Here is a 13060-nt window from a genome sequence, read left to right as displayed (position 1 = left end):
TCATGGAAACCCATATCCAAACCGTCGACGTGCTGGTCATCGGCGGCGGCACCGCCGGTCCGATGGCGGCCGCCAAAGCCAAGGAAGCCAATCCCGCCTTGCGCGTACTGCTGCTGGAAAAAGCCAACGTCAAGCGCAGCGGCGCCATCTCGATGGGCATGGACGGTCTCAACAACGCCATCGTGCCCGGCTTCGCCACGCCCGAACAATACGTCAAGGAAATCACCACCGCCAACGACGGCATCGTCAACCAGAAGACCGTGATGGCCTACGCCCAGGGAAGCTTCCCGATGATCGAGGAACTGGACCGCTGGGGCGTCAAGTTCGAGAAGGACGAGACCGGCGACTACGCCATGCGCAAGGTGCACCACATGGGCACCTACGTCCTGCCGATGCCGGAAGGCCATGACATCAAGAAGGTGCTGTACCGCCGCCTCAAGCGTGCGCGTGTAGAGATCACCAACCGCTTGGTAGCGACGCGCCTGCTCACGGCCGAGGACGGCAGCATTGCCGGCGCGATGGCGTTCGATTGCCGCACCGGCGACTTCCACGTGATCCGCGCCAAGACCGTGGTGCTGTCCACGGGTGCAGCCGGTCGGCTCGGCCTGCCGGCGTCCGGCTACCTGTTCGGCACGTATGAAAACCCGACCAACGCCGGCGACGGCTACAGCATGGCATATCACGCCGGCGCCGAACTGTCGGGCATCGAATGCTTCCAGATCAATCCGCTGATCAAGGATTACAACGGCCCGGCCTGCGCCTACGTCACCGGCCCGTTCGGCGGCTTCACGACCAACAGCCACGGCGAACGCTTCATCGAATGCGATTACTGGAGCGGCCAGATGATGCAGGAGTTCTACAACGAACTGCAAGGCGGCAACGGCCCGGTGTTCCTCAAGTTAAACCATCTCGCCGAGGAAACCATCAGCGCCATCGAGACCATCCTGCATACCAATGAGCGTCCCAGCCGAGGCCGCTTCCACGAAGGACGCGGCACCAACTACCGCGAGCAGATGGTGGAAATGCACATCTCCGAAATCGGCCTGTGCAGCGGCCATTCGGCTTCCGGCGTGTGGGTCAACGAACATGCCGAGACCACGGTGCCTGGCCTGTATGCCGCCGGCGACCTCGCCTGCGTGCCGCACAACTACATGCTGGGCGCCTTCGTCTACGGCAAGCTGGCCGGCGAAAGCGCGGCGCGCTATTGCGCCGAACAGCCGCTGGCCGACGTCAGCCAGCAACAAGTCGACGTCGAACGCGCGCGCGTCTGGGCACCGCTGCAACGCACCGACGGCCTGCCGCCCAACCAGGTCGAATACAAGCTGCGCCGCATGGTCAACGACTACCTGCAGCCGCCCAAGGTCACGCGCAAGATGGAGATCGGCCTGTCGCGCTTCGAATCCATCCGCGAAGACCTCGACCGCCTGCAGGCGCGCAACCCACATGAGCTGATGCGCGCGCTGGAAGTCCACGCCATCCGCGACTGCGCCGAAATGGCCGCGCGCGCCTCGCTGTACCGCACCGAAAGCCGCTGGGGCCTGTACCACAACCGGGTTGACTATCCCGAGCGCAACGACGCCGAATGGCTGGTGCATGTGCAACTGCAGAAGCAGCAGGACGTCATGACCTGCTTCAAGCGCCCGATCGAGCCGTACATCGTCGCGCTCGACGACCAGGAAAAAGACGCCTACCAGCACCTGCGCATCAAGAAGGATGCCGACGCTGCAGCCGAACCCGCCGCAGCCTGATAACTGAAAACGAGTGAGTATCCACCCATGCCGACCGCCTTCAACATCACCAACGTCCCCGTCACCATCGACGAAGACAAATGCATCGCCGAAAAAGGCTGCACCGTCTGCGTCGACGTCTGCCCGCTCGATGTGCTCGCCATCGATCTCACCAAAGGCAAGGCCTTCATGAAGTTCGATGAGTGCTGGTATTGCATGCCCTGTGAGAAGGACTGCCCGACCGGGGCAGTCCATGTCGACATACCGTATCTGTTGCGCTGACCGCCTTCGCGCGGCAGTCGGCCATACGGATCTTTTCATCAGGGGATATAACAATGCAATTGCGTCACAACATCTACAAAAGCCTGTTCAGCTTGTCGCTGGCCTTCGCGTCCGTCTCCGTGGTCGCCACCACCTCTGCGCGCGCGGAAACCATCCGCATCGCCATCGGCACCCAGGACACGACCATCAACTGCGCCACCGGCGGCCTGCTGATCCGCGAGTTGAAACTGCTGGAGAAATACCTGCCGCACGACGGCAAATACAAGGATGCGCAATACGACATCCAATGGAAGAACTTCACCTCGGGCGCGCCGCTGACCAATGAAATGGTGGCCGGTAAACTCGACCTCGGCGCGATGGCCGACTTCCCAGGTTCATTCAACGGCGCGGCGTTCCAGAAGGCCGGCAAGCGCAGCCTGTTCATTACCGTACTCTCCGGCAGCACGACCGGCAGCGGCAACGGCATCGTGGTGCCGAAGGCGTCGACCGTGCAATCGCTGGCCGAACTGAAAGGCAAGACGATCTCGGTGCCGTTCGCCTCCACCGCGCACGGCATGCTGCTGCGCGCCGTCAAGGACCAGGGCTGGGATCCGGAAAAGGATGTAAACATCATTACCCAGGCGCCTGAAGTGGCCGGCTCCGCGCTGCAGAGCAACAAGATCGATGCGCACGCCGACTTCGTGCCGTTCGCCGAGTTGTTCCCGCATCGCGGCTACGCACGCAAGATCTTCGACGGCTCGCAAGCCAACACGCCGACGCTGCATGGCAGCCTGGTCGATTCCGACTATGCGAAGAAATATCCCGAGATCGTGGTCGCCTACCTGCGCGCCGCCATCGAAGCGGATCGCCTGTTCACCGCTGAGCCCGAGAAGTACAGCGAGCTGATCGAGAAAGTCACCGGCATCGAAGCCGAAGTCAATTACCTGTTCCACGGCCCGCTCGGCCTGCAGACGCGCGACTTCACCTGGAAGCCGGAATATCGCCAGGCGGTCAAGACCTCGATCGATACGCTCAAAGCCATGAAGCGCACCGAAACCGATCTCGACGCCAACACCTTCATCGTCGACGAGTACCTGCGCACGGCGTTCAAGCAAGCCGGCCTCGACTACGAAGCGCGTCTGAAAAATTATGCGAAATCGCCGCTGACCGCCAAAGACAGCCTGACCGGCAAAGCCATCACCGATCCGAAGCGCGTCGGCCAGATCTGGGTACAGGGCGAACCGCTGGTGCGTCATTACGCCTCACTGGAAACCGCCTTGTCGGAAGCCCGCAAGCTGGAGAAATCCGGCAAGAAATTGCGCACCGTCTATGTGCATGATCGCGACAGCGGCCTGAAGCTACTGGCCGCCGATGCGTGGTTCGTGCAAGGCAAGAACGACGTCAGCGCTTTCCTGCTGAAGAGTTCCGCCGAGGCGTGGGCGAAGAAGAACAACGGCAAGGTGCTGGACTTCAGCGCCGCCAAAGCCGGTTCGGTGTAAAGCCTATTACGACGGAGTCAGATCATGGCCTTGAGTTCTTCCTACAGTCCGGCAGCGGATAGAGTGCGGCAGGACAATGCGGCATCGCCGACCTTATCTGCATCTTCGGCGCTGCCCTCGCTGGACGCGGTCCTGAGGCAGTGGCTGCACTATGGCCTGCGCCTGGCTTCCGTCGCGGTCTGCCTGTTGCTGTGGCAATGGGCTTCTACCGTACATCTCAACCTGGGACTGATCACGTTCCAGAACGTGCCGTCGCCGAAGGAAGTCCTTCAGGCCGCCTGGACGCTGGCGCAATCGCCCAAGCTGCTGTCGCATCTGAGCGCCAGCCTGTACCGGGTGTTCGCCGGCTTCGTCGTCGCTGCACTGGCGGGGATCGTGCTGGGCATGCTGATCGGCCGGATGCGCTGGCTCGCTGACGTCTTGCTGCCGCCGCTGGAATTGTTGCGGCCGATTCCGGCGGTGGCGTGGATACCGCTGTCGATCCTGATGTTCCCCTCATCGGAAATCTCGATGATCTACATCACCTTCATCGGTGCGTTATTTCCGATTTTGCTCAACACCATCCACGGCGTCGAAGGCGTCGACGCCCGCCTGATCGCTTCGGCGCGCAGTCTGGGCAGCGGCCGGCGCGCCATCTTCATCGAAGTCATCCTGCCGGCGGCGGCGCCCAGCATCGTCACCGGCCTGTCGATCGGCATGGGCACTGCCTGGTTCTGCCTGGTCACGGCGGAAATGATCGCCGGCCAGTTCGGCATCGGCTATTACACCTGGGCCTCGTACACGATCCAGAACTACGCGGACATCATCGTCGGCATGCTTTTCATCGGGGTCATGGGCATGGGCAGCAGCGCCCTGATCAAGAAATTGGGCGGCCTGCTGATGCCCTGGTATCTGTTGCAAAGGTAAGCGCATGACGACAACGCAAAAATTCGGCAAGGTCGACATTGATCGCCTGCATATCGAGCTTGGCGAAGGCAAGCGTCGCTTTGAAGCGCTGCAGGACGTTTCCATATCCATCGCGCCTGGCGAATTCGTCTGCGTGCTCGGTCCGTCCGGCTGCGGCAAGTCGACCCTGCTGGGTGCGCTGGCGGGCCATCTGCTCGCCAGCGCCGGCAGCGTGCGCGTGGACGGCGCGGCAGTCGACGGCCCGCATCCGGATCGCGGGCTGGTATTCCAGCATCACACGCTGTTCCCGTGGAAGCGCGTGCTCGACAACGTCGCCTTCGGCCTGAAGATGAAAGGCGTGGCGCGCGGTGAGCGTCATCAGCGCGCACGCGACCTGCTGAAACTGGTCGGACTGGAAGACTTCGAACACAGCTATCCGGCGCACTTGTCCGGCGGCATGCAGCAGCGCGTGGAAATCGCGCGGGTGCTGATCAACCATCCGCGCGTGATGCTGATGGATGAGCCGTTCGGCGCGCTCGACGCGCAGACCCGGCTCAAGATGCAGGAGCTGTTGCTGGAAGTCTGGGCGCGCATCGAGACCACTATTCTGTTCATCACCCACGACATCGACGAAGCGCTGTTCCTGGCCGACCGCATCCTGGTCATGAGCCCGCGGCCGGGACGCATCATCGAGGAAATCAAACTGGATTTCGCCCGCCCGCGCGGACCGGAGCTGGTGACCTCGCGCGCGTTCACCGAACTCAAGCGGCACTGCCTCGCCCTGCTCCATCCGGAAACCCGGGTGGTGCCGCTGGAACGGCTGAGCCCGCTGGGCGCGCCCGACCTGTCCCATATTCAATTCGCCATTTAAGGAAACGCAGTGAGCGCAGTCATCAACCTCGACACCTCTTCCAACGTCAACCCGGACGACGACATCGGCCAGTTCCGCACGCGTCTGCGCGACCCCGACAGCGCGGTGCGGCGCATTGCCATTCTCGATCTGATCGACGTCGCCGGCGATGAGCATGCGCCGCTGCTGGTCGAGGCGCTCGGCGATCCTTCCCCTGAGGTGCGGCTGGAAGCGGTGCGTGCGCTGGAGGCATTTGAAAGCGACGACAGTGTCGCCGGCCTGATCGTGCTGCTGACCGACGAAGACACCGAAGTGCGCGAAGCCGTCGCCCATGCGCTGAGCGAATTGAAAGACCCGGCCTCGGCGGAATTGCTGTTGCCGCATGCACAGGATGAACGCCCTTTCGTGCGCGTCGCGATCCTGCGGGCCTTGCGCGAGCTGCGCGTGCCCGACAGTCTGGAGCCGGCGCTGGCGGCCCTCGCTCACGCCGATGCGTCGGTGCGGCGCGAAGCGATTTCCGTGCTCGGTTATCTGAAGCAAGGCCGCGCGCTGGCGCCCATCATGCAACTGGCTGCGAGCGACAGCGATCCGGAAGTGCGACGCGCCGCAACCGGCGCGCTCGGCTTTGCCACCGACGAAAGCGTCTTGCCGGCCTTGTTGTCAGCCTTGCGCGACGCCGCCTGGCAGGTACGCGAAGAAGCAGCGACCACGCTCGGCAAGCTGCGCCTTGCGGCGGCTACGCCGGAATTGATTACAGCGTTGGAAGATGCCTACTGGCAAGTGAGATTGCGCGCTACACGCAGTCTTGGACGGCTGCGCAGCAAGGAGGCGATTGTCCCCTTGCTGGCGACCTTGCGTCACGAGATCAGCAACCTGCGCAAGGAGGCGGCGCTGGCGCTCGGAGAAATCCGCGACGCGTCAGCCTTGCCGGCCTTGCTGGAAGCGGAACAGGACGGCGACCCGGAAGTACGCAAGGCGGTCCGGCTGGCGCTGGAACAGATCCGCCTTGCTGTTTGAATTCAAAAAGAAATCCCATGGCGCATCCGCTCAGCCTCCGCAACCACAAGCCTTTGGCCACGCTGCATATCGCGTGGGACGACGGCGCCCAGCAAGCGCTGACGCATGCCTTGCTGCGTGGACAATGCCAGTGCGCCGATTGCAAAACCATCCGCCGCAATTCAGGCGAGGCCTTGACGGTGCAGGACGACATCCAGCTGGCCGATATCCGTCCGGTGGGCGAATATGGCGTGCAGCTGGTGTTCAGCGACGGACACGACCGCGGGATTTATCCCTGGGTCTTCCTGCGCTCGCTGTCCACATGAGGTCAGTACGGCGTCACCGAACACCATACGCAATCGGTCCCCAGCTGCCCCAGCATGCGCAGCAGCGCAGTGTCCAGTTCGGCCACATGGGCGGCGCATGAGAACATCAGCAAGGTCGCCAGTATGAACGCCGATGCGCGCTGTCGGTGAAGCGTGGCGGCGTTGCCGGCCCTGCCGTAAGTGCGCAAGAAGTGCTGAACGGATTTGTTGTCCATGGCAATACTCCCTCAATAAAAAACAACGCAAAGGCAAGGTCGACGCGCCCCTTTGCTAGACGACTACCAGTTTCACAACGACCAGCAGCACCGCGATGAAAATACCGACACCGACCAGACCGGCGCCGATCACGTAAAACGGATTGAACGAGGTCGCGTCCTTCTCGTAGTCGGCAAGGCGGCGCAGCCCGACGAACGACCAAAACACCGCCGCCAGCGTGGCGAAGAACGAACGTTTCTCCAACTCTTTGGATTGCATCGATGCCATTTGAATTCCCTCCTTAAACAGGTATTGCGTCAACGGACGCGCCCTTGCGGCTGCCCATCAACCTGAACAACAACACACCCGACACGGCGGCGATTGCAGCCGCCGCCAGCATCAGCAAGGCAAACGCATGGGCGAAACCGGCCTGCGCGATATGCAGTGCCTCCAGGCTGTTCCCCAGCGCCGGCAAGGCCGCTGCGCTGTCGCCGGCGACAATGCGCTCGACCACGTCGGTGAAGCCGGCCGGCTGCGGCAAGTTGGCGCCGGTCAATCCTTCCTTGAGATAACTGCCGGTGCGTACCGTCAGCACGCAGCCGAGGCAGGCAATCGCCAGCACGATGGCGGCAAAACGCGTGGTGGTGCTGATGCCGGAAGCCATGCCGGTGCGCTCGCGCGGCACGCAGTTCATGATGGCTTTCTGCGTGTTGCCGTTGAGCAGGCCGGCGCCGCTGCCGGTGACCAGCATGCCGGCCAGCACCATCCAGTAGGTCCCGACATAGGCAGCGATAGCCACCAGCACGTTGCCGGCGCACACCAGCGCCATGCCCAGCCCCATCACGCCGTGCAGCGGCATGTAGCGCGTCAGCGCAGCGCCGACACGCGGGAAGATCATCATCGCCAGCGCGAACGGCAGCATCGCCAGACCAGCCACGATGGCCGAGTACGAGAAAGCGTTTTGCAGGTACAGCGGCAGGAAAGTCATCATCACCTGCGCCGAACTGGCGTAGCCGAACATCGCCAGCACCGCGCCGACAAACGGCGCATGACGGAACAGGCGCAGGTCGATCATCGGTCGTTTCTGCATCAGCTCCACCGGCACGAACAAGGCCAGCATCAGCACCCCGCCACCGGCGCGCAGCAAGGTCGCGGCGCTGCTCCAGCCGGCCGCATTGGCATTGATCAGCGCCCAGATCACGCAGCCCAGCCCGCCGCTCAGCAACAGGCTGCCCCAGGGATCAAGTCGGGCGGCATTGGCGTCGCCAGACTCTGCAACCTCGCGATACACCAACGTGCCGAGGCACAGGCACACCGGCAAATTGAGCAGGAAGATCCAGCGCCAGCCGAGTAATTCAGTAATCACGCCGCCCAGCAACGGCGACACCGTCATCGACACGCCCATGCAGGCGCCCCACACGGCCCAGGCGTGAGTACGGTCTTTTTCGGTATGGAAGACGTGCCCGATCACGGCCAGCGCCGAGGTCAGCAACATTGCCGCACCAACGCCCTTGACTGCACGCGCGATCTGCAGGGCGCCGGCCGACCAGGCCAGGCCGCAACCGAGCGAGGCCAGGCTGAACAAACCGAGGCCGAGCAGCATCATGCGCTTGCGGCCGAAGCGGTCGGCAAGGCTGCCGGCCGGCAACAGCAAGGAGGCGAACGCCAGCATGTAGGCGCTGACGATCCATTCAATGTCGCTGAAATCGGCATGCAGCGAACGCGCCACCGACGGCAGCGAGACGGCGACGATGTTGGTGTCGAGCGTGATCAGCGCGCACACGCTGGAGCAGATCAGCAGGATGTTGCGCTCCTTGCGGCGGCGCGTGTCATCAGTCGCGTCGGCGTTGCTGGAAGTCTGAATGTTGCTCATGGCAGGATCACGGCTTCCCTGTATTTACGGTTTGACGGCGGCAAGGCCGGCGCGTGCAATCAGGCTGTCGTGTGCCTTGGTGTCGGCGCTGACGCCGATGGCGCCGATCACCTGGCCGTCGACCACGATGGGCAGGCCGCCTTCCATCATCACCAGGCCGGGCGCTGTGATGGCGGCGGGACGACCGTTGTTGATGGCGTTCTCAAGATCGGCGGAGGGCCGCTTGAACAGCGCAGCGGTGCGTGCCTTTTCGGCGGCGACTACCGGACCGACCGTGGTGGCGGCGTTGTCCATACGTTCGGAAGCGATCAGCCAGCCGCCATCGTCGACCACGGCAATGGCGCCAGGCCAGCCGTTCTTGCGCGCTTCTTCATGGGCGGCGGCGAGGATCGCCTTGGCGCTGTCGAGCGTGAGAACGCGTTTCACGGCGACGGGTGCGGCGCTCGTTTGTTGGGCGGAGGCCGTTTGAACCAGTCCGGTGCCAGAGAGGCACAGGAAAAGAACGGCAGCGATGCGGCGCAGTGGCATGAAAGGCTCCTGATAAAAGTATTCAGACCATTCTAATACCGCCGATAATTATCTTTATTACAGTTAAAATTCTATTTAATTTCTTTCAGGTTAATTATCAGATTATTGGAGAATGCCGTGGAGCTTCGTCACTTCCGCTGTTTCACCGCCGTCGCCGAGACGCTGCACTTTGCCCGCGCCGCCGAACAGCTCGGCATTTCGCCGCCGGCGCTGACCAAGCAGATACAGGAAATCGAACGCCTGCTGGACGTCCGCCTGTTCCAGCGCACCAAGCGCTCGGTCAGCCTGACCTCGGCCGGCGAGGTGTTCCTGGAAGAGGCCTTGCGCACGCTTCAACAAGCTGAGCGCGCTGAAGACGCAGCACGTCGCGCCGGTCGGGGTGAAATCGGCCGCATCGAGATCGGCTACATCGCTTCTGCGGCGTATTCCGGCTTGCTGCAAACCGAAGTGGCGCGCTTTCGTGCCGACTACCCGCTGGTGCAGCTCAACCTCATCGAAGCGCCGATGGATACGTTGCCGGTCGGTGTCAGCAACGGCAGCCTCGATCTCGCCTTCATCCGGCCTCCCGTACCCTGCCCGGCCGACGTCAATTTCCTGACCTTGCTGTATGACGATTTCGTCGCGGCGCTGCCTGAGCATTCGCCGCTGGCGCAGCACGAAACCGTGCCGGCAGCCGCGCTCGCATCGCAGTATTTCATCTTGCCTGAGCAGGCTTCCGGCACCATGGAAGTGGGTCGCCGCGGCCGTTTCGTGCCGCGCACCTTGCCCAATCCGGGCGGTCTGGTGGCGGTGGTGACGCTGGTATCACTGGGTCAGGGCGTGGCGATCGTGCCGGCGTCGGTGATGCAGCGCGTGAACATGCCGGGCGTCACGTATCGGCAGATTGAGGGAAAGATCATTCCGGGCGCCATCGCGCTGGCGTCGCGCAAGCACGAGAAATCGCCGGTGGTGCGCGCCTTCCTGAAGCAGCTGAAATCGCGTCAGGCCGACAGGTAGCGCGTGACGGTCGACGGCAGGCGCCCGGGCAAGCCGCTGTGGACGCTGCTGTCGTGGAAACGATAGGCGCCCTTGCCCGCTTTCTTGGCGGCGTACATGGCGGCGTCGGCCTTGGACAGCAGCTCATCAACGGTGTGACCGTCGTCCGGATACAGTGCGATGCCGATGCTGAGGCTGGTGCCGACTTCGTGACCGCCTAGATTGAGATACGGCGCACCGACGGCCTTGATCAATTTGTCCGCGATGTCGGCGATCTGGCTTTGGTATTTGATGTCGGATAGCAAGACCACGAACTCGTCCCCACCCAGGCGCGCCACCAGGTCGTACTCGCGCAGGTTGGTGCACAGGCGCTGCGCCACCGCTTTCAGCAGCAGGTCACCCACCGCGTGGCCGAGCGTGTCGTTGATCGGTTTGAAGCCGTCCAGGTCGATGAAGAACAGCGCGTAAAGGTTGGCGCTGCGCTTGGCGCGCGACAATTCCGCGCCGGCCAGCTCGCTGAACAGCATGCGGTTGGGAATCCCCGTCAGGTAGTCATGCGAGGCCAGTTGATAGGCGCGCGTTTTCTCTTTTTCCAGCTGTTCGATGAGGCATATTTTTTCGCGTTCGGAGCGCGCCAGGCGCTCGTACAGTTTCTTGCGATGGTAAGAAATCCCGATCAGGATGAGCGTCAACGTCACCACCGCGATGGAAATGACGATGGCGTAGCGTATATATTCGTAATGCGATTGCGTCAGGTCGGAGACCACCGAATCGGGATCGATGGTCACGCTGACGCTGAGTGGATAAGCGATCAGTTTTTGCCTGTTGCTGACACTGGAGGCGGACATGGATGCCATGCTGTTGTCGCCGATCAGCAGCCGGCGGTCGTTGAGCGCCACCAGCGGCGTGCCGGCGCCGCCATTGACCGCGATCAGGTAACCGTCGCCGATCTGCTGGTAGTCGTTCAGGAACCGCCCCAGATCGAGTATCGCGACCAGGTAGCCGCGTGCACCGGTCTTCGGCGCTTGCAGCGCGATCAGCATCGGCATGCGCCAGTTATGGCGGTCGGTCTTGCCGAACAGGACAGTGCCGGCTTTCGGTGCATCGTTGCCCGAGGCCGCCTGCGGGTAGGCGCGTTCCAGCAACTGGGCGAATTCGCTTTCCTCGGGCAGACCGGCGGAGGAATAGCGCAGGCGCATCTGGTCGTCGAAGACGGCGGCGCGCACGTAGGCGCTGTCGCCGTTGAAGAGCAGGCCCAGGTAATCGGCTGCAGTACTGTCGCCGTCGAGGACTTTGCTGCCGACCGTGGCGTACTGCCCGGCACGGCTGAGGCGATCATTGAGATTGGCGGCCATGATGGCTGCCATGTTGCGGCTCTCGGAAGACGCGCTCTCCATGGCCAGCTTCTTTTCACTGGAGACATGCGTCAGGGTGATGCCCCAGATCACGACCAGCACCAAGGATGACAGCAGCACGAAACAGGCGGACAGACCCCAGCCGTCCTGAATCAGGATCCTGGGCCATTTTGCCTTGAATGAAAATCCGCGCCGCAATTTACCTCCGGAATGCCTGAATGGTGGAAAGTACCGGGTGCGTCCTTGTTGCCGTCGCTGCAGGAAACGAATGCAAGCTGCATGCCTGCCGAATCCATTGTAGACACAAACTTCGTTGCGGTCTGTCACCCGAAAGGACTAGAACGGACTTAAAACGCCAAAAACAAGCCGGGAACAGGTCAGGCGCGCCATAAATACAACGAGCAGCACTGTGAGAGTGCCGCGCAGCAAGAATGTTCCGGCGATGCCGTGTTTCGAACGTTGCATAGGAATAGTGCGGATCAGCATGATTCCGGTCAGCAGGAGTTGCCGGGTGCCTGCAAGGGATAGCCAAAATAGTGGTCATCGGCATGTTGCCACAACAACTTGCGCTGCCGTGTCACCACTTTGTGCGACAGACAAGCCCGGTAAAGACGCCTAGGATGATCCGGTGTTTTGCTCCGATGCCTGAAAACCATAACAACAACGATCCATGACTGCATCCATCCCGCCGGCAATCATCTCCACCGATGCATTGACACATGTGGATGTCGTGCTGGCCTGCCCACGTTGCGGCGCCGTCGTGGCGCGACTCGTCAACGGTGCGCGTCCGATTCAGGAACAACGCATCGCCTGCCCGCAATGCAAGCGGTCATCCCGTTACGCCAAGCTCAGGACGGACTCTGGCGATACTTTACAGGTCTATATGCGCGCGTTATTTGCAGGCAGGCAGGCTCGCATAGACGCGCCCGACCGCGCGGGTGTGGCAAGCAGCCAGGAAGCCGGCTTACAGGTCAGACGCTGTAAATCACCGTGCGTATCGGCTGTTGCTGGCCGATCGGCATGATGGTTTGCAGGGCATCGAATTCCGCCAGGATCAGCTCGGCCTGGTAGCAGTGCGTGTTGGCGGATTTGAGCGCGTTGCGGAAGGCTTTCAGGGTCGCCGGCTTGGGTACGCTGCCGTGGCCTCTGTTGGCGCGTACGGCATCGGCGACGATATCGGACAGCAAGGCGTCGGCGCAGCTCTGCGCTTCCTTGAGTTGCACCAAACAATCGAGCAGAGCGAGAGTCTTATCCATGGCAGCACCTCAAGATGAAGTTGTCGGAAGGAAATTCTAACCAATTGACTGGGGCTTGCACAAGCACTTCCTGCACTGAATCTGCAATATCATGGGTAGCTTGGAAGCCGCGCCAGTTCTGGCATTGCAGCATAATCGCTGACCATGGGCGCGTCCCTGAAACAGATGAGCAAAGAGCAACCACACCAGTATAGACAGTAGCGCGAAAGAATCCATTGTCGGTCTTTCATCACTTTGCAAATGATTTTGGCAGTCCTCTCAAGTGCCTCTTTTCGCCCCGCCTTCTTTTTTGTAACCGCCGCCAATGACTGTATAAAACACCAGTAAAATAGCT

Annotated in this window: 14 protein-coding genes; 8 read left to right on the top strand and 6 right to left on the bottom strand. The window is 62.0% G+C overall.

All coding sequences use genetic code 11. The features are described 5' to 3' along the window. The first annotated feature begins 2 nt into the window (after positions 1-2). Genes ACIROW_RS01605 through ACIROW_RS01575 form a run of 7 tightly spaced genes read left to right on the top strand, consistent with a single transcriptional unit; the run spans position 3 to position 6544 of the window. Positions 3-1748, top strand: coding sequence for a fumarate reductase/succinate dehydrogenase flavoprotein subunit (locus ACIROW_RS01605; RefSeq protein WP_402271160.1), 1746 nt, complete (start codon positions 3-5; stop codon positions 1746-1748). A 27-nt stretch (positions 1749-1775) separates the two neighbouring features. Further along, entirely contained in the window at positions 1776-2009 is a 234-nt protein-coding gene (locus tag ACIROW_RS01600; protein ID WP_016833720.1) for a ferredoxin family protein, read from the top strand. Positions 2010-2062: 53 nt separating this feature from the next. After that, positions 2063-3487: an ABC transporter substrate-binding protein gene (locus ACIROW_RS01595; protein WP_402271158.1), complete on the top strand. Its 1425-nt coding sequence runs from the start codon at positions 2063-2065 to the stop codon at positions 3485-3487. A 24-nt stretch (positions 3488-3511) separates the two neighbouring features. After that, a complete protein-coding gene (locus ACIROW_RS01590; protein WP_402271155.1) occupies positions 3512-4393 on the top strand; it encodes an ABC transporter permease in 882 nt (293 codons plus the stop codon). Positions 4394-4397: 4 nt separating this feature from the next. Continuing rightward, on the top strand, positions 4398-5243 hold the full coding sequence (locus tag ACIROW_RS01585; protein WP_402271153.1) for an ABC transporter ATP-binding protein: 846 nt from the start codon (positions 4398-4400) through the stop codon (positions 5241-5243). Positions 5244-5252: 9 nt separating this feature from the next. Continuing rightward, complete coding sequence (locus ACIROW_RS01580) at positions 5253-6239, top strand: HEAT repeat domain-containing protein (RefSeq protein ID WP_402271151.1); 987 nt, start codon at positions 5253-5255, stop codon at positions 6237-6239. 17 nt (positions 6240-6256) lie between these two features. Next, positions 6257-6544, top strand: coding sequence for a gamma-butyrobetaine hydroxylase-like domain-containing protein (locus ACIROW_RS01575; RefSeq protein WP_402271148.1), 288 nt, complete (start codon positions 6257-6259; stop codon positions 6542-6544). Positions 6545-6546: 2 nt separating this feature from the next. On the opposite strand, the gene ACIROW_RS01570 is transcribed toward ACIROW_RS01575, so the two are convergent. From ACIROW_RS01570 to ACIROW_RS01555, 4 genes are read right to left on the bottom strand one after another with little or no spacing between them, the layout of a single operon-like run. Next, positions 6547-6759 carry a hypothetical protein gene (locus tag ACIROW_RS01570; protein WP_402271147.1) on the bottom strand — a complete coding sequence of 71 codons (213 nt, stop codon included), beginning with the start codon at positions 6757-6759 and terminating at the stop codon, positions 6547-6549. A gap of 55 nt (positions 6760-6814) precedes the next feature. Beyond that, complete coding sequence (locus ACIROW_RS01565) at positions 6815-7018, bottom strand: DUF2970 domain-containing protein (protein WP_402272436.1); 204 nt, start codon at positions 7016-7018, stop codon at positions 6815-6817. Positions 7019-7040: 22 nt separating this feature from the next. After that, the gene (locus ACIROW_RS01560) at positions 7041-8612 is read right to left on the bottom strand and encodes an MFS transporter (protein ID WP_402271145.1); all 1572 of its coding nucleotides are present in this window, start codon (positions 8610-8612) and stop codon (positions 7041-7043) included. Between the two features lie 24 nt (positions 8613-8636). Next, the gene (locus tag ACIROW_RS01555; protein ID WP_402271143.1) at positions 8637-9038 is read right to left on the bottom strand and encodes a heme-binding protein; all 402 of its coding nucleotides are present in this window, start codon (positions 9036-9038) and stop codon (positions 8637-8639) included. 219 nt (positions 9039-9257) lie between these two features. Between ACIROW_RS01555 and ACIROW_RS01550 the strand changes: the two genes are divergently transcribed. Next, on the top strand, positions 9258-10136 hold the full coding sequence (locus ACIROW_RS01550; protein ID WP_402271142.1) for a LysR family transcriptional regulator: 879 nt from the start codon (positions 9258-9260) through the stop codon (positions 10134-10136). Here ACIROW_RS01550 and ACIROW_RS01545 read toward each other — a convergent pair. Together ACIROW_RS01545 and ACIROW_RS01540 are read right to left on the bottom strand one after the other, a co-directional pair. Continuing rightward, positions 10121-11590 carry a diguanylate cyclase domain-containing protein gene (locus ACIROW_RS01545; RefSeq protein ID WP_402271141.1) on the bottom strand — a complete coding sequence of 490 codons (1470 nt, stop codon included), beginning with the start codon at positions 11588-11590 and terminating at the stop codon, positions 10121-10123. The two genes, ACIROW_RS01550 and ACIROW_RS01545, sit on opposite strands and share 16 nt — an antisense overlap. An 851-nt stretch (positions 11591-12441) precedes the next feature. Beyond that, positions 12442-12726 (bottom strand): hypothetical protein, encoded by a 285-nt coding sequence (locus tag ACIROW_RS01540; protein ID WP_402271140.1) that lies wholly within the window; start codon positions 12724-12726, stop codon positions 12442-12444. Positions 12727-13060: the final 334 nt, after the last annotated feature.

The organism is Herbaspirillum sp. NPDC101397 (assembly GCF_044767325.1).
Taxonomy (GTDB): Bacteria; Pseudomonadota; Gammaproteobacteria; order Burkholderiales; family Burkholderiaceae_D; genus Herbaspirillum.
This window is presented reverse-complemented; position numbering and strand designations above follow the sequence as displayed.